General features: G+C 63.4%; 17 protein-coding genes and 2 pseudogenes. 7 read left to right on the forward strand and 12 right to left on the reverse strand.

Annotated features, from left to right (window positions below):
- The first annotated feature begins 1 nt into the window (after position 1).
- The 6 genes from MUG98_RS03220 to MUG98_RS03245 all read left to right on the forward strand — a co-directional run bounded on the left by MUG98_RS03220 (position 2) and on the right by MUG98_RS03245 (position 5078).
- On the forward strand, positions 2–1180 hold the full coding sequence (locus tag MUG98_RS03220) for an AGE family epimerase/isomerase (RefSeq protein WP_265110738.1): 1179 nt from the start codon (positions 2–4) through the stop codon (positions 1178–1180).
- A 32-nt stretch (positions 1181–1212) separates the two neighbouring features.
- Complete coding sequence (locus tag MUG98_RS03225) at positions 1213–1875, forward strand: transaldolase family protein (protein WP_265110739.1); 663 nt, start codon at positions 1213–1215, stop codon at positions 1873–1875.
- A gap of 12 nt (positions 1876–1887) precedes the next feature.
- Complete coding sequence (locus MUG98_RS03230) at positions 1888–2853, forward strand: carbohydrate kinase family protein (protein WP_265110740.1); 966 nt, start codon at positions 1888–1890, stop codon at positions 2851–2853.
- A 135-nt stretch (positions 2854–2988) separates the two neighbouring features.
- Positions 2989–3168 (forward strand): hypothetical protein, encoded by a 180-nt coding sequence (locus tag MUG98_RS03235; RefSeq protein ID WP_265110741.1) that lies wholly within the window; start codon positions 2989–2991, stop codon positions 3166–3168.
- Between the two features lie 154 nt (positions 3169–3322).
- Complete coding sequence (locus MUG98_RS03240) at positions 3323–4135, forward strand: SDR family NAD(P)-dependent oxidoreductase (protein WP_265110742.1); 813 nt, start codon at positions 3323–3325, stop codon at positions 4133–4135.
- Positions 4136–4208: 73 nt separating this feature from the next.
- Positions 4209–5078 carry an amidohydrolase family protein gene (locus tag MUG98_RS03245; protein ID WP_265110743.1) on the forward strand — a complete coding sequence of 290 codons (870 nt, stop codon included), beginning with the start codon at positions 4209–4211 and terminating at the stop codon, positions 5076–5078.
- Positions 5079–5126: 48 nt separating this feature from the next.
- On the opposite strand, the gene MUG98_RS03250 is transcribed toward MUG98_RS03245, so the two are convergent.
- From MUG98_RS03250 to MUG98_RS03270, 5 genes are all read right to left on the reverse strand, one after another.
- A complete protein-coding gene (locus tag MUG98_RS03250; RefSeq protein ID WP_265110744.1) occupies positions 5127–5465 on the reverse strand; it encodes an L-rhamnose mutarotase in 339 nt (112 codons plus the stop codon).
- Between the two features lie 208 nt (positions 5466–5673).
- Positions 5674–6774, reverse strand: a complete 1101-nt coding sequence (locus MUG98_RS03255) for a Gfo/Idh/MocA family protein (protein WP_265110745.1) — start codon at positions 6772–6774, stop codon at positions 5674–5676.
- Between the two features lie 5 nt (positions 6775–6779).
- Positions 6780–7955, reverse strand: a complete 1176-nt coding sequence (locus MUG98_RS03260; RefSeq protein ID WP_265110746.1) for a mandelate racemase family protein — start codon at positions 7953–7955, stop codon at positions 6780–6782.
- Between the two features lie 770 nt (positions 7956–8725).
- Positions 8726–9490, reverse strand: a complete 765-nt coding sequence (locus MUG98_RS03265) for an IclR family transcriptional regulator (protein ID WP_265110747.1) — start codon at positions 9488–9490, stop codon at positions 8726–8728.
- Between the two features lie 421 nt (positions 9491–9911).
- On the reverse strand, positions 9912–10781 hold the full coding sequence (locus tag MUG98_RS03270; RefSeq protein ID WP_265110748.1) for a fumarylacetoacetate hydrolase family protein: 870 nt from the start codon (positions 10779–10781) through the stop codon (positions 9912–9914).
- A 94-nt stretch (positions 10782–10875) separates the two neighbouring features.
- Here MUG98_RS03270 and xacF point away from each other — a divergent pair, with 94 nt between their 5' ends.
- A complete protein-coding gene (gene xacF / locus MUG98_RS03275) occupies positions 10876–12318 on the forward strand; it encodes a 2,5-dioxovalerate dehydrogenase (RefSeq protein WP_265110749.1) in 1443 nt (480 codons plus the stop codon).
- 137 nt (positions 12319–12455) lie between these two features.
- Here the strand turns inward: xacF and MUG98_RS03280 are convergent, their stop codons facing one another.
- From MUG98_RS03280 to MUG98_RS25355, 7 genes and pseudogenes are all read right to left on the reverse strand, one after another.
- Positions 12456–13541 carry a UxaA family hydrolase gene (locus MUG98_RS03280; RefSeq protein WP_265110750.1) on the reverse strand — a complete coding sequence of 362 codons (1086 nt, stop codon included), beginning with the start codon at positions 13539–13541 and terminating at the stop codon, positions 12456–12458.
- Entirely contained in the window at positions 13538–13822 is a 285-nt protein-coding gene (locus tag MUG98_RS03285; RefSeq protein ID WP_265110751.1) for a UxaA family hydrolase, read from the reverse strand. Before MUG98_RS03285 ends, MUG98_RS03280 begins: the two co-directional genes overlap by 4 nt.
- Complete coding sequence (locus MUG98_RS03290) at positions 13819–15006, reverse strand: UxaA family hydrolase (protein ID WP_265110752.1); 1188 nt, start codon at positions 15004–15006, stop codon at positions 13819–13821. Before MUG98_RS03290 ends, MUG98_RS03285 begins: the two co-directional genes overlap by 4 nt.
- Before the next feature lie 157 nt (positions 15007–15163).
- The gene (locus MUG98_RS03295; RefSeq protein ID WP_265110753.1) at positions 15164–16006 is read right to left on the reverse strand and encodes a fumarylacetoacetate hydrolase family protein; all 843 of its coding nucleotides are present in this window, start codon (positions 16004–16006) and stop codon (positions 15164–15166) included.
- 190 nt (positions 16007–16196) lie between these two features.
- Positions 16197–16481: pseudogene (locus MUG98_RS03300) on the reverse strand (IS5/IS1182 family transposase); the annotation flags it as partial.
- Positions 16482–16558: 77 nt separating this feature from the next.
- On the reverse strand, positions 16559–17575 hold the full coding sequence (locus tag MUG98_RS03305) for an aldo/keto reductase (protein ID WP_265110754.1): 1017 nt from the start codon (positions 17573–17575) through the stop codon (positions 16559–16561).
- Between the two features lie 242 nt (positions 17576–17817).
- Positions 17818–18054, reverse strand: a pseudogene (locus tag MUG98_RS25355) (UDP binding domain-containing protein); the annotation flags it as partial.
- Positions 18055–18426: the final 372 nt, after the last annotated feature.

The following is an 18426-nucleotide window of genomic DNA, read 5'->3' on the forward strand; positions in this document are numbered from 1 at the left end:
GATGTGCCCGACGCACACCGCTGACGTGTGGGATCCGAAGTGGCTTCGGGAACGCGGGAACGAGATCCTCGAATTTTACTATCCCGCCTGTCTCAACGACGACGGGTATCGCCACCGGTTCCGCGCGGACGGGACGGCCGAACCGTCGGTCGAACCCCTCGTCGGAACCTGCCGGTTCATCTACGGATTTGCCGAAGGGGTCCACCTCGACGGACCGGCGTGGTGCGTCCACGCGGCGCGACACGGAATCGATCGGCTTCGAACCGCGTTCGCCGACGACGTCCACGGCGGATTCTACTGGGAACTCGCCGAGGACGGATCGATCGACGAGACGAAATACGCGTACGGCCACGCGTTCGCGCTGCTCGCCCTCTCGCAGGCGAGCAGTGCCGACGTGGCGGCCGTCGACGCGGAGATCGCCGCCGTCTACGACCTCCTCGACGATCGCCTCTTCGAGCCGGAGTACGGGCTGTACGCCGTCGAAGCGACGCGAGAGTGGGAGCCGATCACGTACCGCGGGCAGAACGCGAACATGCACCTGTGCGAAGCCTGTCTCGCGGCGTACGAGGCGACCGGCGACGAGCGGTACCTCGAGCGGGCGAGCACGATCGCGACGGCCGTCGTGCGCTGTCTGTCGACCGGCGAGGGCAACATCTGGGAGCACTTCGACGAGGAGTGGACCGCTGACTGGACGTACAACGCCGACGACCCCGACAACCTCTTTCGACCCCACGGCTACCTCCCCGGTCACTTCGTCGAGTGGGCGAAACTGCTCTGCCTGCTCGATCAACACGAGCCGACCGACTGGCGGATCCCGGCCGCGGTGAGGCTGTTCGAATCGGCGGTCGACGTCGCCTGGGACGAGCGCCACGGCGGCCTTCAGTACGCGTTCGATCGCGACGGGCGAATCACGAACGACCGCAAGTACTACTGGGTCACCGCCGAGCAGTTGGCCGCGGCCGCGACGCTGATGGCCGCCGGGGAGCCGTTCGAGGCGTGGTACGAGCGAACCTGGGCGTACGCGTTGGATACCCACGTCGCCGCCGACGCGCCGGTCTGGCACCGCGTCCTCGCCCGCGACGGATCGACGGTTCCGGAGAGTACGCCGTTGTCGCCGCCGAACAAGACCGACTACCACGTCCTGAGCGCGCTCAAGACGTGTCGAGACGCCGTACTGTGAATTTATACGATCGAAGCCGTAGTGAGGAGCACATGCAGTTGTACATCGATACGGCGTCAGAATCCGACGCTCGCGAATTCGCCCGGTACGGGTTCATCGACGGCGTGACGACGAACCCGTCCCTCGTGGCGTCGACGGACTCGTCGTACAGAACGGTCGTGGAAACGCTCGCTGACGCGGTCGATGGTCCCGTGTTCGCCCAGGTACTCGCGGAGGACGCCGACGGGATGGTCGAACAGGCCCGGACGTACGACGCGTGGGCCGACGATGTCGTCGTCAAACTGCCGGCGACGCGGGCCGGGTACGAGGCGCTCGGCCGGATTCGCGCCGACGGCATCGAAGCCGGCATCACGGTGTTGTTTTCGGTCACGCAGGCGATCCTCGCCGCGAAGAACGACGCGACGTTCGTCGCGCCGTACGTCGGCAGGCTCGACGACGCCGGCGAGGACGGCCTCGAGGTCGTTGCCGGCATCCAAACGGCGTTCGACGAGTACGGGTTCGAGACGGAGGTCCTCGCCGCGAGCGTCCGAAACCGGCGGCAGGCGACCGCGCTCTACCGCGCGGGCGTCGACGCGGTGACGCTCCCGCCGACCGTCCTGGAAGCGCACTTTGACCACCACAAGACCGCCGAGGGCGTCGCGGGCTTCCTGTCCGACTGGGGAACCCGCGGAAACCCGATCGAGAGCGACGACTGACGAGGACTACCGATGACGCAACAACTACTGGTCGCCGGAGACACGCTGGTCGACTTCCTGCCGAACCGGCCGGGACGGATCGCCGACGTGGAGTCGTTCTCGCCGAAGTTCGGCGGTTCGGCGGCGAACGTCGCCGTCGCGCTCGAGCGGATCGGCCATCCGCCGCTGTTCTGGACGCGGATCGCTCGAGACCGCTTCGGAGACTACCTCGCTGACGCTCTGCACGAGAGCGCGATCCCCGACCGATTCGTCGTCAGAGATCCCGACGCGAAAACGACGCTGGCGTTCGTCTCCAACGACGAGGACGGGGAGCGACAGTTCGACTTCTACCGGGCCGGAACCGCGGACACCCGCATGCAGACCGGCACCGTGCCGGACGAGACGCTGGCCGACGTCTCGTGGGTACACCTCACCGGCGTCACGATGAGCGTCGAACCGAGCAGAGGCGCGATGCTCGATCTCGCCGCTCGCGCCCGACGCCAGGGCTGTACCGTTTCGCTCGACCCGAACACGCGCCCGGAGATGTGGGCCTCGGAAGACGAGTTCGCGACCGTTATCCGGGACGTGCTCGAGCAGGTCGACGTGGTGAAAGCGACCCCCGAGGATCTCGAGGCCGCCGGCTTCGACGACGACGATCCAGAGGCGCTCGCGGCCGCCGTCGCAGCGTTCGGCCCGCACACGGTGTTGCTCACCCTCGGCGGGGAGGGCGCGTTCTCGTACGGAACGAGCGAGAGTCCGCTGTCCGGTATCGAAACCCACGGCGGCTACGACGTCGATGTCGTCGACACCACCGGCGCGGGCGACGGCTTCCTCGCCGGTGCGATCGCGTCGCTCGCCGCCGGCGTCGAGAGCCCGGAACGGGTCCTCGCGGTTGCGAACGCCGTCGGCGCGATCACCACGACGAAGCAGGGATCGGTAACCGCGCTCACCGGAGCCGATCCCATCCGGGAGCTGGTCGGACCGCTCCCCTGGGACTGAGCGATCAGACGGTCGGCGACACCGATCGGCCGTCGTCGATCGCCGCGAGTCGAATCGCACACCCTCGCCATAACGAAGCGTCTTCCGGGTCGGCTACCTGAACAGTAATGATCATCGGCGCTGATTGTCCGACGTATGTCGGAAGAACCGTCAACCACCGAACTGTGTGACAGGTACGCGGCGCTGTACCCGGGCGCGGTCACGGACGTCCTCGTCGAAGCGGAATCGATCGCGGTGACGGAATCCGTGGTTCGGACGGCGATCGAAGACGGTGTCGCGCCGGTCGACGCCTACGATCGGTTCGGGGAGTTCTGACGCCGCTTCGACGACTCTCCTTGGCGGTTCGTAGAGGACCCCACACGGCAGTTCACGGAGGGGGTACCTTGAAAGTTCGTAGACGAGCCAGCTCGTCGGTTCATGGTACCAAGAGACACTAGATTTATTCGATGCGTCTGCGTACCCCGAGACGATGCCAGGAGAGGCTACTTTCGACTTTACGGGAGAGACGGCGATCGTAACCGGATCAACCAGCGGTATCGGGCGCGGGATCGCCACGGCGCTGGCAGATGCCGGCGCGAACGTCGTCGTGAACTCGCGATCGGAATCGGACGTGGAGGAGACGGCGGCCGACCTCGACGAGCTCGGAGCCGGGACGGTCGTCGGTGTGGCGGCGGATCTCTCCGATCCTGCCGGCATCGAGCGGCTCGTCGAGACCGCGATCGATCGGTTCGGGACGGTCGCGATACTCGTGAACAACGCGGCGGTCTGGCCCGAAGAGGAATCGATGGTGACGGCGGACCTCGAGGACTGGGAGTTCACCATGGCCGTCAACGTCCGCGCGCAGTACTATGCCTCCAAGCTGGTTGGCCAACACATGGTCGAGGAGGAGATCGAGGGATCGATCGTCAACATCACCAGCCAAACCGGCGACAGGCGAACCGGCGGCCGCGGGTTCTACGGCGCGTCGAAGACGGCGGTAAACGGGCTCACGTGGCGGATGGCACACGATCTCGCGCAGGAGGGAATCCGAATGAACGCGATCTCGACGGACGTCACCGAATCGCGCCAGCTCCGCTACGAGGCGGAAAACGTCGCTCGGGAGGATCCGGATCCGGAGAAAACGGGCGAAGACGTCCTGACCGAGTGGGGCGAAGCCAGACCGCTCGGGCGGCTCGGGCAGCCGTCGGACATCGCAGACGCGGTGCTCTACCTCTGTAGCGATCGAGCGTCGTACGTCGTCGGGACGATCCTGCGCGTCAGCGGCGGGGGCAATCTCCAGTAGGACCGCGGCGCCGATGCGATCCACCACGTACGCTTATGAGCACGTCACGAATACTGAGAGTCTGTAGCCAAGTATGAAGATCGTTGATGCACACACGCACACCTGGGACGCGTCGAGAGCCGAACTCCCCTGGCAGGCGGAGGTCCTCCCGCCGGGGTGGGATGGGGCCTACACGCACGCAGACCTGATCGAGGATATGGACCGCCCAGGCGTGTCGGAGGCGGTCATCGTCACCACGCCGCTGTACGGCCGCGGGCCGCGCGCGAACGAGTACACGATGCGGAGCATCGAGGCGCACCCGGATCGACTGTACGGCGTCGGGCTGATGGAGTTCTTCCCGGACGATCCCGATGCAGCCGTGGAGTCACTCGAGCGCGTCGTCGGTCACCCCCGGATGCTCGGGGTCCGCATGCACGCCGCGCTCGAGTACGACGAGACGCCGACCGAACTCGATCGCCACGGCGAGTGGATCTCGGACGAGCGCCTCGAGCCGATCTGGCGAGCCGCCGGCCGATTGGACACGTGTATTTTCGTCTTCCCGAAGGCCCAGCAGCTCGACCAGGTCGAGCGGCTCGCCGCCCGGTACCCCGAGACGACGATCGTCGTCGATCACATGGCCTGGCCGGACGAGACGACGGCCCCGGACGACGCGCCGTGGACGACGTTCGAAGCGGTCGCGGAACACGACAACGTCTACGTGAAGGTCAGCTCGATCCCGCGGTCGGCCGACGAACCGTGGCCGTACGAGAGCGTCCACGGCTACGTCCGTAACCTCGTCGAGTGGTTCGGTCCCGAGCGATTGCTGCTCGGCTCGGACTATCCGTGGATGGACAGCTGGGCGGACTACGAGTCCTGCCTCTCGTGGATCGAAACCGTCGAGGGGCTGAGCCGCCGCGATCGAGCCTTCCTCTCTCACCGGACGTTCGAACGGCTCCACGGGTAGCTGCGGACGCTACGGCACCGAATTTCGGCTCGATCGGAGCCGCTTCGATTATGGCTCGAACGACCAGATCTCCTCCATGTAGGGGATCTGATCGTCGGGATCGGCGTCGACGTCGACGCCGTCGGTCTTGAACTGTGCGACGTATCGCTCCCACTCCTCGACCGCCTGATCCTCGGCCATCACCTCGTTGTAGGTGTCGAGATCAGCCACGTCCAGAATGCAGACCGCAATATCGTCGCGAACGAACAGCTGAAACTCTTCGACGCCGCCGCGTTCCATCGCGTCCGTGACGCCCGCGGGGACGTCGTCGTGCGCTTCGATATATTCGTCCTTTCTGTCGGGATCGATGCGCTGTACGTACACGGCTCGCTCAGTTTCTGCTGCCATGGCTTGAGTGAGAATTCCAGGGAAAAAGAATGTTTCTCTGACCGTGGCGCACTTTTGGAGACCCATCTGCCGGCCACCGAGACGATCTTCGGTCCGCGATCGCTCGTCGTCGATAGCCGAAGCGTCCCGAGGTCGCTGGTCCAAGTCGATTCGCCGAACGCAGCGGGAAAACGGGATCGACGCAAATCGAGCGACGAGGACCTGGAACTCACCAGGACGTAATGCGGACGTCGCGCAACGGTCTGTCGAGGGGGATCTCGACTTGGCCGGTCGTGCTGTGCGAGAGGTAGAAGGCGACGATGATCTCGAGCGATCGCGTCGCGTCTTCGCCGGTGGAGGCGTTCTCGGCGCGACCGTCGAGCACGTCGACGACGTGTTCGGCAGCGTTCGCGAACGCCCGCTGGTAATCGTCGTCCCACGTCCAGGCGCCCTCGATTCCGGGGAGGGGTTCCTCGACGTGCTCTCCGTCGTCGGTGAGCCGCCAGTACCGCCACTCGCCGTCGTCGTTGTTCATGTAGAGCTTCCCTTCCGTACCGATAACCGAGAAGTTCATCGAGGAAACGTGCCGCGGAAGGGTGCAATCGACGGTGACGAACGTTCCGTCGTCCATCACGACGAAGCCGCCGCCGCCGGCGTCGTCGACCTGCTGAGCCGCATCGAGGCTGTCGACCGCCTCGTTCTCGCCCGTGATGTGCCCGGCGACCGTTTCCGCGCGCGCGTCCAGTAGGTACGCGAGCGTATCGAGCAGGTGCGTTGAGTTCCGCAGGAGTTCCATGCGGAACTGGGTGCTGACCGACAGGATCTCGCCGAGGATCGCCTCCTCGTGAATCAACTCCCGGAGTCGCTGGAGCTTGTCGGTGAACCGGAACGAGTGGTTGACGAGGAGTTCGGTATCCGTCTCCTCACAGACCTCGACCATTTCGTTTGCGGCACTCACCTGCGACGCGATCGGCTTTTCGCACCAGATGAGATCGGGATCCGCGGGCGAGCGGGCCGCGTCGACGACGTGCCGGTGGTGGAGGTACGACGGCGTGCAGACGGAGACGATGTCGAGATCCTCGGCCTCGAGCATCGCCTCGTGGCCGACGTAGCGTGTTTCAGGGGGAATCTCCCACGCCGTTCCGAACCGCTCGAGTTTTTCCTCGTCCACGTCGGCGATCGCGACGAGTTCGATTTCCTCCTGCGCGTCGAAGCCGCCCGCGTGGCTCGCGTCGATCTTCTTGCGACCGATGTCCGCTTCGTCGTGCATCCCGAGGATTCCCATGCCTGCGATACCGCCAGTTCCGATAATGCCTGCCTTGTATGTCATGCTGGTCACTCGTAAACGTGTAGCGAACCGGTCTGGTTATCCTCGATGTACTCCCAGTCGTAGTCGACGCCGAGTCCCGGTCCGTCGGGAACGCTGACTCGACCGCGATCGTCGATCGCGTCGATCATGTCCGAGTAGTCGCCGCGGTACACCGGCGGCTGCGTGTTCGCACAGTTCGGGTGCACCAGCGCCAACTCGTAGTAGTTCGTGTTCCGGGTCGCGGCGATGCAGTGACGCTGGGCCGGGCCCGGCGCGTGGAACTCGACGTCGAGCCCGAACGCCTCCGCCACGTGGACGATCTTCATCGCACCGGTGATCCCCGCGTCGTACTCGGGATCCGCCCGGACGAAATCGGTCCCGTCGTTGGCGATGAAGTCCGCGTGCGGTTCGAGGCCGCGGACGTGTTCGGTCTGGAGGATCGGCGTCTCGAGCAGTTCCCGGAGCTTTCGGTGCCCGTGCTGGGAGATGCCGCCGTCGCGGTAGGGGTCCTCGTACCAGAGGAACCCCTGCTCGTCGAGCGCCTGCCCGATCTTGTACGCCTCGGCGAAGGTTTCGTACTCGCAGGCGGGGTCGAACATGAGGTCCATCTCGTTGCCGACTCGCTCCCCGACCGCGTGGATCGACGCGATCTCCCGATCGATGTCGCGGCTCTCGTCCCCGCCGCCCCACCCGTGAATCTTGTACGCGGAGTACCCCGCGTCAAGACACTCCTCGGCGAAGTCGGCGAACGCCTCCGGCGAATCGAGGCCGCCGTTCTCGTCGCCGTGATAGGTCGACGCGTACGCGGGGATCTCCGTTCTGTACGTCCCGAGCAGTTCGTGGATCGGCGCGTCGTAGTACTTTCCGGCGAAGTCCCACAGGGCGATATCGATCGGGCCGATCCCCATGCGATCGTACTTGCGCAGCGCGCGTTTGATCTCGCTCCAGTGTTTCTCCCGCTCGAGGGGGTTTTTCCCGACGAGATAGTCGGCGAACATGTTGATCTGGGCGGCCGCCGGGGAGTTCCCGCCGACGTACTCACCCGTGATCCCGGTATCCGTGTGGATCTTGATACCGAAGAGCTTTCGCCACGTCGTTTCACCCGGTTCGTAGATCAAGTTGAACCCGTTCGCGTCCGTCCCGACGTCTTCGAGCGGGTACCGGAATTCACGACTCTCGATACGAGTAATGGTCAGTCCCATACATCGACCACTGGAAGGAACCGTAATAAAACCCCTGTTACATATTGGCCTACTGTAATACCGAGGAGTCCGTTCTAAAATCTTGATCTAGTTTTCCGAATTGCCGGATTCGATTCGTTATAGGTGAACGCGCCGTCCGTCGGAACGAGTATGTTACACGCGACCAGAAGAAAACGCATCTCCGTCGAGTAGATATCGTCCGAAATACCCCACAAAAAACGGCATTCGGCACGAGAAATCGCGAAAAAACGGCGTTCTCGACGATTCGAACTCATCCGGAGCAACGTTCGAAAATGGTGAACCTCTCTGCGTCAATTACTCAGACCGCATTCGGTCCGTGATTATCCGAACGAATCAGATACGCCTACGCTTCGATCCGGTTCAACAATCGTGCAGCCGTCCGTCTATTTACATCAGTACAGGTGTAATCAGCCCTCACAGACGCGTTTGAAGGCCATTACACTAGTACTACTGTAATTCCCTGGACGGGCCGAAATTTCGGAGCGAACACCGTGCCTGCAAGCGTTAACACACGCCGCGCAGCCGGGTTCGGGTAAGATTCCTGACCGGATTCCCACGTTCGGGCCGGGCTATTCGCAGCGACGGCTGGCACAGGATTCTCCCGGGACGATCGCGCCGATTGAAACCGAATCGGCGCCCCTCGGCGCCCCCAATTCGCGAGATCCGATTTCGGCGTACATCGACCCAGAGCCGGACTAACAGCGGTTAATTCACTGGTTTGAATGTCGGTTCAGTATACTTGAACGGCGCTACGAGTACGTTACGTTCAGTTCGATCACGTTTACCGTCTCGAGAATTTTCTTCGGCAGTTCTTCTTCGAAGTACATCCCACGCATCCGGTTTACCGGCCCGGAGACGCTGACCGCGCCGAGAGGACGTCCGTCGTTGCTCAAAATGGGCGCCGCGATGCAGCGCAGCCCTTCGAGTCGCTCCTCGTCGTCGATCGCGTACCCGTTCTCCCGAACGGTTTCGAGTTCCGCCTCGAGTTCCTCGCGAGTGCTGACGGTTCGCTCGGTGCTCTGCGGAAGGCCGTGACGGTCGATAATCTTGTCGACCCGGCTCTCGGGCGAGTGGGCGAGGATGGCCTTTCCGAGGGCCGTTCCGTGGAGGTAGACTCTCGTTCCGACGTTCGAATCGACGCGGACTGCGCGATCGCCCTTCGCCTGGTGGATGTACACGCCACGTCCGTGTTCCTCGACCAGTAAGTTCGCAAGCTCGCCCGTCTCGTCGGCGAGTCGATCGACTTCCGGCTTGGCGATGTCGTAGATCTGGACGCAGCCGCGGGCGTACGCGCCCAGTTCGAGAAACCGGATCCCCACCTTGTACTCCGTCCCGTTTTTCACGACGTACTCTTCCTGCTCGAGGGTGCTGAGGTAGTTGTGCACCGTGCTTTTCGGTAACTCGAGGTAATCGGCGAGTTCGGTCACGCCGCAGCCGTTCAGTTTCCGCAAGGCTTCGACGATCGTAAACGTCATTTCCGTCGTTTTCACCGGGTTTTTGGCTCGTTTCGTCATTCGTCGGCCGACTTTGTCGTCCAGGGTTAAATACTATCTTGTTCACCACTGTGGAACGACGTTTCGTTATACTGGACTCGATTCAGGCGGGCCCCGTCGATCGAGCCGGATATCACAGCTGAAGGGGCACACCGTCGAGAGGGTTCTCGGACGGGCATCGAACGAACTTCCCCGTCCGCGCGCGGCGGAAGAGAGCGATTCCACCTCGGGCCTCGCGCGGTCCGAAACCACCGACCGCGACAGCGGTGGCCGGCTGCGGTGAGACGCTCCGTCACACCGACCGACGCGTGCGGCTGCGGACCTCATCCGCCGACGCGTCCACTTACGACGACCGGCGAAAAACCAACTCTGTATCCAGTGACGGCACGATCGCGATCGAAATCGGGAGAAGCAGCACGCTCGAGCGCGACCGCCTCGACGCCTACACGACCGTTACCGTGTTCTCGAGGCGGCCGATTCCGTCGATTTCGATCGCGACTCGATCGCCCGCTTCGAGCGTGAAGTCGTCGTCGGGGACGAGCGAGGTGCCCGTCAACAGGACCGTCGTCTCGGGGATCGCGTTATGGCGGGCGAGATACGAGACGAGTTCGTCGTGCGATCGGACCATTTCGGAGGTCGACGTTCGATCGTCGTACATCGTCTCCCCATCGCGTTCAATCGTCATCCGTATCTCGAGGTCGTCCCAGTCGTCGCGAACGGACGCCGGGACGACACACGGCCCGATCGAGCAACTCCTGTCGTACACCTTTGCCTGCGGAAGATACAGCGGATTGTCCCCCTCGATCGACCGACTGCTCATGTCGTTGCCGATCGTGTACCCGACGATCTCCCCGCGGTGAAGCACGATTCCGAGTTCCGGTTCCGGGACGTCCCACGACGAATCACCGCGGATGCCGACGGCGTCGTTCGGGCCCACGAGGCGGCCGGGCGTCGCCTTGAAGAACAGTTCCGGCCGATCCGCTTCGTAGACGTCGAGATAGACCTCCGGCAGTCCGGACTCGGCTTCGCGCGCGGCCTCGCTGATCTCGTAGGTGACCCCCGCGGCCCACACCTCCTCGGGGACGACGGGAAGCGCCGCGTCCTCGACACCCGTGAAATCGCGAGCGATCGGCGCGTCGCCCGCGAGTCGTCGAAGATAGGATTCGAGCGTACGGCCCTCGGCCGCCGCCGTTCGAGCGGCGTCAGAAATGCCTCGGGGCGAGTCGGTCGTTTCCGTGAGGTCGTAGGCGGTTTCGTCGATGACGGTGACGAGTCGGTACCCGTCGGACCGGTGGCTCCGGTAACAGCGCATATGACACGATTTATCGCCACCCTATAATAACGTTCCGTACAACTGTTGTACTGACCGGAAGAAGTGTATGTAAGGAGGGCAAATAGGTGATCGGATGCCGACAGAGTACTCCAACTACGTTGACGGCAAGTGGACGGAATCACGAACGGGCAACGTCTTCGAGACGTCGAATCCGGCACACCCCGGCGAGACGGTCGGCGTGTATCAGCAATCGTCGGAAGCAGACGCCGAAGCTGCCGTCGAGGCCGCGGCGGCGGCTGCACCCGAGTGGGCGAACACGCCGGGGCCGGCCCGTGGAAAGATTCTCACGGAGACGGCGTCGATTCTCTCCGATCGCGCGGACGAGCTGACCGAGACGCTCGTTCGCGAGGAGGGCAAGACGAAGCCCGAAGCGAGCGGAGAAGTACAACGGGCGATCGACATCTTCGCGTACTACGGCGCGAAGGCCGCGGACGTCGGCGGAACGGTCAAGGCGCCCAGCGGGCGCGATTCGCGGCTGTACACGGTGAACGAACCGGTCGGGGTGGCCGCGCTCATCACGCCGTGGAACTATCCCATCGCGATTCCGGCGTGGAAGCTCGCGCCGGCGCTCGCGGCGGGGAACGCGGTCGTCACCAAACCCGCCTCGCTCGCCCCGGCTGTCGCGATCGGAATCGTCGAGGCCCTCGAGTCGGCTGGGCTCCCCGACGGCGTGGTCAACCTGGTCACCGGGCCGGGCAGCAGCGTCGGCTCGACGTTCGTCACCCACGAGGCGGTGGACGCGGTGTCGTTCACCGGGAGCACGAAGGTCGGAAACACCGTCTACGGGCAAGCCGCGCCGGACCAAAAGCGCGTTCAGCTCGAGCTGGGTGGCAAGAATCCGGCGATCGTGATGCCGAGCGCCGACGTCGACGAGGCGGTGGAGATCGCTGCGACAGGTGCCTTCGGCGTCACGGGCCAGGCGTGTACCGCGACCTCGCGCGCGATCGTCCACGAGGACGTCTACGACGAGTTCGTCGAGGGCGTCGTCTCGTACGGCGAGGGGCTCTCGATCGGCGACGGACTCGAGGGCGCCGACATGGGGCCCCACGTCAGCGAGTCGGAACTCGAGGGCACGCTCGACTACGTCGACGCCGGCCGTAGGGAGGGCGCGACGCTCGAAACCGGCGGCGAGCGAGCCGACGCCGGAGAGGGCTACTTCGTCGAGCCGACCATCTTCTCCGACGTATCGTCGGAGATGCGAATCGCGCAGGAGGAGATATTCGGGCCGGTACTCGCCGTCATCCCCGTTTCCGATTTCGACGAAGCGGTTGCGGTCGCCAACGACGTCGAGTACGGTCTCTCCGCGAGCATCGTCACGAACGATCACCGCGAGGCCAACCGCTTCGTCGACGAGATCGAGGCCGGCGTCGTCAAGATCAACGAAAAGACGACCGGGCTCGAACTGCACGTCCCGTTCGGCGGGATGAAAGCGTCCTCGAGCGAGACGTATAGGGAGCAAGGCGACGCGGGACTGGACTTCTTCACGATCTCGAAGACGGTCTACGATAATTACTGAGGGCGGTTCCGCGGCCGGACGATCGGGATCGGGAGTCGATCCTGATTCGATCGGTCGGTACCGCGTCACGACCGGCATCGATTCGGTCGACCGGCTTCACGCTTCGACCGGGATCGGGTAGATAGGAGCTCGATCGGTCACATCGACGGGCCGGCCCGCTCGATGGCGAACGACGTGACGCCGTGACGCTCGGCCCGACACGGCGCTCCCGTCGCTACGGACCGGACCTGCTCGACGAGCCCATCGACGTCGGTCGTCCTCGCATCCACGTCGATATCCGCGCCGACGGCGTCCAGCGTACTCGGCGTCGCGCTCACTTTGATAACCGGCGCGATCGGGTGGCCGCTCGGGATGCCGTCGCCGGTCACGTGGACGATCAGCTCTGCGCCGGCAGCGACGAGCGCGGTCGCCGCCTCCTCGAATCGAGACGACGAATCGACGAGCGCAACGTCGGTACTCGGCTCCGGGGACTCGCCGTACGCGACGATCTCGTCGATGGGTGCGTTCCCCCACGCTCGCGTCGCCTCGTCGAACGAGCGCTCGCCAGCCTGGCGGCGAACGCGTGGTGCCCGTGGCGGTCCGCCTTGCGCGTTCGCGAGCACCCCCTCGATATCGAGGCCGTTCCGCTCGTTCGCCGCGTCCGGGTGCGCATTGACCCGTTCGATTCCGGCGACTGCGACCGTTCCCCCGGCCGCCACGACTCGATCTGCGAAGTCCCCGACGAGCGGATCCGCCGTGTCGACGGTTGGGTCGTCGAGGTCCGTGCTCACGATTCCGACGGTGCGGTCGTCGAGGTCGAGGTCGGTCGGCGTGGACGCCGAACGCTTTCTGAGTTCGGTCGCCAGCTCGACGCCGCGTTCGACGCAGGCTTCCGTGCCGCCGACGCCCTGGATGGTGAGTTCGCGAACGGGGACGCCCCGATCCGCGAGCTCCTCGGCCACCACGTCGCTCTGGACGTGCTCGCAGCCGAGGCCGACGACGACCGCACCGACGACGTTGGGGTGTGCGCCCATCGCGATCAGCGTCTGCTTCGTCCGGTCGTTGTCCCTCCCGATCTGCGCACAGCCGTGATCGTGCGGCGTGGCGACGCAGCCGTCGACGCGGTCGGCGATGCGCTCCGCGACCGTGTGCGAGCAGATGACCGACGGAAGGACGAGCACCACGTCTCTGACACCGGGTGCGGTCGCGGTGCTCCCATCGGCGGCTGGCTGGCTTCGGCTCATTGACGGCCCTCCGCCTTTCCGCGAACGCTGTCGCAGTTGTGGACGTGAACCCACTCGCCTTGCACGATCCGCTCGGTCGCGACGCCGATGACCTCGCCGTACTTTCGAATTTCGTCCCCGGGAGCGAGGTCGTCGATCGCTACCTTGTGGCCGAACGCGACCGATTCGACCAGTTCCACGTCACCCCGGTTCGTCTCGACCGTGTTTCCCGCGGTTGTGTCTTCGAGAACCGTTACGACCGTGTCCGACTCGTCGAGTTGAATGGATTGGTGCCTCGTCATAGCGCGTTTTCGAAGTATCCCAGTTCGTTCGGCTGCACTTCGTTGATGGCGAACTCGCGGAGCCCGTGTACCTCCGCGTTGGTCGGCCGCCCGTCCGCCGTTTCGACGATCGTGTCGAAGATCCTGCCCCCGACGGCTTCGAGGTCGTCGCCCTCGATGACGGTGCTCGCGTTGACGTCCATGTTGGAGGCCATCCGGTTCCAGGTCTGGGGATTCCCGCAAACCTTGATCACGGGCGCGATCGGATTGCCGGTCGTGCTGCCGCGCCCGGTCGTGAACACAATCACCTGCGCCCCGCCGGCGACTTTGCCGACGACGCTCTCGATGTCGTAGCCGGGCGTGTCCATAAGCACGAGTCCCCCACCGACGGGAAGCGCCTCGCCGTAGGGCACGATGTCGCGAATCGGCTTCGTGCCGCCCTTCGAGATGGCCCCGAGACTCTTCTCCTCGATCGTCGTCAGGCCGCCCTCCTGGTTGCCGGGCGACGGCTGCGCACCGCGGAGGTCCGTCCCCATCATCTCGGCCATCGACTCGCGTCGCTCGACGTAGTCGAGGAGCTTCTGGCGTACCTCGTCGTCGGCGCAACGTTCGGCGAGGACGTGTTCGGCGCCGATAAACTCCGGCGTCTCGCTGAACGATGCCGTCCCACCGGCTTCGATGAGCCGATCGCAGGCGTTCCCGACGGCGGGATTCGACGCGAGCCCGCTCGTCGCATCGCTGCCCCCGCACTCCACGCCGAGCACGAGTTCCGAAACGTCGGCCGATTCCCGGCGTGCGCCGTCGGTTTCCTCGACAAGACGATCGATCGCTTCCAGACCGGCCTCGACGGCGGCTTCTGTACCGCCGGTTTCACGCACCGAGAGCGTCTTCACGGGGCGTCCGGTGGCAGCGACAGCATCCGCGAGTTCGTCTGCGTCGATTCGCTCGGTTCCTAATTCGATGACGAGCACGCCGGCCACGTTGGGATTCGTCGCCGTCCCTTCGAGCACGCGCTTCGTTTGCGCGAGGGTAGCTTCCGGCGCATCCGCCGCCAGTTGATGCGGCGTCGCACAGACGCGCTCGGATCGGTTCTTCGAGATCTGCGTCGCGATAGCGCTCACCGCGACCGAGAGTGGAATGACAGCGACGACGTTTCGGACGCCGATCCGACCGCTCGGACGGCGATATCCGTCAAACGTTTCCATACCAATCGGCATACCGGTCGGAAGTGATAACTGTTCGGGGTTGATCCCGGCGACCGCGACGACAGCGGCGTGACAGAGGTCCGTCGGGCGTACCGATCGGTACGCTCGAGCAAAAAACGCGTCGCAAGGTGTCTCGGAGAACCAGCCGGCGCGACGATCAGTCGTCGACGGCCTCGACGGTGTTTTCCAGCGTTCCGATTCCCTGGATTTCCACTTCGACGGTGTCGCCGTCCTCGAGTTTAATGTCTTGGAAGGTTCCGACCCCTTCGGGGGTTCCGGTCGCGATGATATCACCGGGTGAGAGTTCGACGCGGCTCGACGCGAACGAGACGAGTTCCGCGACGGAGCGGATCATCATCTCCGTGTTGTCGTCCTGGAGGACATCGCCGTTGACGCGCGAAACGATGTCCAGAGATTGGGGGTCGTCGATCTCATCGATGACGACTGTTGGACCGGCCGGCGTCGTATCGCGCATCGTCTTACCGGAGAACCAATCGATCAGGTCGTCGTCGCCCACTTGGAGCCCTAACTGGAGGTCTCTGGCCGACGTGTCGTTCAGAATCGTATATCCGGCGACGTAGTCGAGAGCGTCCTCCGGATCGATGTGACGCGCCGAGTCGCCGATGACGGCCGCGAGTTCGGCTTCGTAGTCGATCTCCTGGGTAACGCTCGTGTGATACGAGATCGGTTCCCCGTGTCCCACGAGTGTCTGTGGCAGTTTCATAAACAGGAGCGGCCACTCCGGAACCGCGATATCCGATTCCTCGGCGTGGGCCTCGTAGTTGAGCGCGGCACAGAAGACGGTGTTTCGCTCGGTCGTCGGTGGGAGGTAGGTAATCTCCGAGACTTCGAAGGTTTCTTCGTCCGCGCCAGCGGCGTCGCCGGGGCGCGAGAGGGCGTCGCGAAACGAGTCAAACGCCGTCGTGACGTCTCGGACGACGTCGTCTTCGAAATACCCGATTCGGTCCTGTCCGTCTGCGTGAAAGCGTACAAGTTGCACGATAGGCCCATCATGCTAAGACACAATGACTCTTCCGGCTTTTTGACGCGACGCTAATCCACGTGAAGGGTAACGGATTTTCTGGGTCGAAATTTTCCGGGCCGATACGTTTAGTATTGAGGTTAATTTGTAGTGATATCATCAGCTGTCTTAGTTTCACATGGACTGGGCCTTGTTTAGACGCCTGGAATCACCTGCTTGAGGCGCTAAGCGCTAGTTCGATGTTTCTGACGGCACACTTGAGAACGAGTTCGCGGAACTGTCCGAACCAGGCTCTCGCTCGAACGATCTCACCGTATTTGCGGCGGAGCACGAAAAACGCCGATTCGATATTTGACCGTTGATGATGGGTCGTATCATCGAGTAAGATATTGTTGGCGATGCCGTGCCAGCTGAATTCGCGGTACTTGATAACGGGTTTGGCCCCGTCTGAACGGAGTTTGTGGTGGAGTAGCTCCCAGTCGTAGCCTTTGTCGCGGTCAGTTCGTCTCCACTCAACGGATTAGTTTCGTTCTTTAAAACGAAGTAGCTGACGCGATAGCGTGAATCGACTCAGTGCCCCCGGAGTGTCCCGTCCGATCGATACCGCGCATCCATGATGCGGTCCCACTGCTCCTCGCTGATAGTGATATCGGTTGCACCGACGTTTTCCGTCAATTGTTCGGGTGTCCGCGCGCCGATTATCGGAATGCACGTGAACTCGTCCCAGTCCATTAGCCATCGGAGGGCTACCTGTGCCGGCGTTGCGTCTACTTCGTCGGCCACAGTACGGACCTGATCGAGAACGTTCCACCCACGTTCAGATGCGTACCAGTCACCGAACATTTCGTCGAAGCTCCCGCGAGCACCGTCCGGCGCGACGACTGCCTCCGGATCGTCCGGGTCCGCGCGCTCGTATTTGCCCGTGAGGAACCCACCGGCGAGCGGGGAGTAATTGCAGACGGCAAGATCCTGGTCAGCACAGACGTCGAGATAGTCGCTGACGTCCTCGTAGTAGCCCGCGTGGTGAAGGGGTTGTGTAACATCGAACGTCGTTAATCCTTCGAGTTCGGCAGTTAGCTGTGCCTTCGTGAGCTGCCACGCGGCCATGGTCGAAACGCCAAGGTAATTCACTTTGCCATCCTCGACAAGCTGGTGCAACGCCCGGAGCGTCTCTTCGATCGGTGTGTGTTCGTCCCATCGGTGGAGGTAGTAGATGTCGAGGTATTCGGTGTCAAGCCGGTTCAGGGTTCCTTCAACTTGGTCGAAAACGTGTTTCCGGGAGAGTCCACGACCGTTGGGATTGTCCTCATCGAACGGGAAGTACACCTTCGACGCGATGACGAAATCCTCACGGTCGTGGTCAGTGAGCCACTCGCCGATGAACTCCTCACTGCGTCCGTTCGGCGTCCCGTAGACGTTGGCCGTATCGATGAAGTTGATGCCGTGTTCCCAAGCCGCGTCCAGTAACCCGTGGGCTTCGTCACGAGTCGTTTCGACGACGCCGTTCGTTTCTTTCCCAAATCGCCACGTTCCAAGGCAGAGTTCCGAGACCCGCGTCCCGGTATTACCGAGTTGTCGGTACTGCATCGCGTTGATCACTGTAGGCCAGAGTCTAAATTGTTTCCCAACGGTTCTGGGACTACCCTGTCAACGATGCGGCTACATACTGCCCGTCATCGAATTCAATGGGGACCGCTTGTCGACGACGCGAAGATCGTCCCGCGCCCGCTCACGGGCTACCTCAATCGATGCTAACGAGGCGTACACCCGATAGAAATACATCGTATCTGCTGTGCGGAGCACGCCCGACGGACTGCGGCAGCAGCCTACTAGGTCCGGCCTTCGTAGTCGATATCCTCGGTGGGTTCGACGATGCCCCGGCCGTCGACGACGACCGGATTCGTCATGGTCTGGAATTCGTCCTCGAGGGCGGCGAACTCGTCCCAGTCGGTGACGACGACGGCGGCGTGGGCATCCGCAAGGGGGTCGGCGGCACTTCCGGCGTACTCGAGGTCCGGAAAGCGTTCCTTCATGTTCTCCGCGGCGACGGGGTCATACGCAACGACGTTTTCTTCGAATGGGAGACCGTGACCACACTCGCCGAGTTTCGCTGTGTCTGCCAGCCCCGCGATTGCCACCACGACCCGTGCTTCTCCGACAGCGGTGATAGCGGTCACCCGCTCTGAGAGGGTCATCGACCAGGTCCACAGTGGGGTTCGAAACAATATCTAAATTGGGACATTCACCATCCTATCGTTAGAATGAAGTATTTTATTGCGTTTTGATTTCTGGGTTTCGTGTGACGAAGGTGAAACTCCTACCGGTAGAGTGATGCTTGTGCTCGGGGGGCTGAATCACTGAGAACCAGGCGTCTGCGGCGGTGTGTCCCGCTGTGGGTACGCGGAGGCCCCTTCCAGCACGTACTGGTAGGCACGTTG

Source organism: Halosolutus halophilus (assembly GCF_022869805.1).
Lineage (GTDB): Archaea > Halobacteriota > Halobacteria > Halobacteriales > Natrialbaceae > Halosolutus > Halosolutus halophilus.

What these genes read in the sequence shown, in the direction of transcription:
- MUG98_RS03270 (WP_265110748.1), bottom strand. Translation starts at nt 10,781, where the DNA reads ATGCGCTGTTACCGGAGCCACCGGTCCGACGGGTACCGACTCGTCACC.
- MUG98_RS03260 (WP_265110746.1), bottom strand. Translation starts at nt 7,955, where the DNA reads ATGGGACTGACCATTACTCGTATCGAGAGTCGTGAATTCCGGTACCCG.
- MUG98_RS03285 (WP_265110751.1), bottom strand. Translation starts at nt 13,822, where the DNA reads ATGACGAGGCACCAATCCATTCAACTCGACGAGTCGGACACGGTCGTA.
- MUG98_RS03290 (WP_265110752.1), bottom strand. Translation starts at nt 15,006, where the DNA reads ATGGAAACGTTTGACGGATATCGCCGTCCGAGCGGTCGGATCGGCGTC.
- MUG98_RS03235 (WP_265110741.1), top strand. Translation starts at nt 2,989, where the DNA reads ATGTCGGAAGAACCGTCAACCACCGAACTGTGTGACAGGTACGCGGCG.
- MUG98_RS03230 (WP_265110740.1), top strand. Translation starts at nt 1,888, where the DNA reads ATGACGCAACAACTACTGGTCGCCGGAGACACGCTGGTCGACTTCCTG.
- MUG98_RS03220 (WP_265110738.1), top strand. Translation starts at nt 2, where the DNA reads ATGTGCCCGACGCACACCGCTGACGTGTGGGATCCGAAGTGGCTTCGG.
- xacF (WP_265110749.1), top strand. Translation starts at nt 10,876, where the DNA reads ATGCCGACAGAGTACTCCAACTACGTTGACGGCAAGTGGACGGAATCA.
- MUG98_RS03225 (WP_265110739.1), top strand. Translation starts at nt 1,213, where the DNA reads ATGCAGTTGTACATCGATACGGCGTCAGAATCCGACGCTCGCGAATTC.
- MUG98_RS03245 (WP_265110743.1), top strand. Translation starts at nt 4,209, where the DNA reads ATGAAGATCGTTGATGCACACACGCACACCTGGGACGCGTCGAGAGCC.
- MUG98_RS03265 (WP_265110747.1), bottom strand. Translation starts at nt 9,490, where the DNA reads ATGACGAAACGAGCCAAAAACCCGGTGAAAACGACGGAAATGACGTTT.
- MUG98_RS03250 (WP_265110744.1), bottom strand. Translation starts at nt 5,465, where the DNA reads ATGGCAGCAGAAACTGAGCGAGCCGTGTACGTACAGCGCATCGATCCC.
- MUG98_RS03240 (WP_265110742.1), top strand. Translation starts at nt 3,323, where the DNA reads ATGCCAGGAGAGGCTACTTTCGACTTTACGGGAGAGACGGCGATCGTA.
- MUG98_RS03280 (WP_265110750.1), bottom strand. Translation starts at nt 13,541, where the DNA reads ATGAGCCGAAGCCAGCCAGCCGCCGATGGGAGCACCGCGACCGCACCC.
- MUG98_RS03305 (WP_265110754.1), bottom strand. Translation starts at nt 17,575, where the DNA reads ATGCAGTACCGACAACTCGGTAATACCGGGACGCGGGTCTCGGAACTC.
- MUG98_RS03255 (WP_265110745.1), bottom strand. Translation starts at nt 6,774, where the DNA reads ATGACATACAAGGCAGGCATTATCGGAACTGGCGGTATCGCAGGCATG.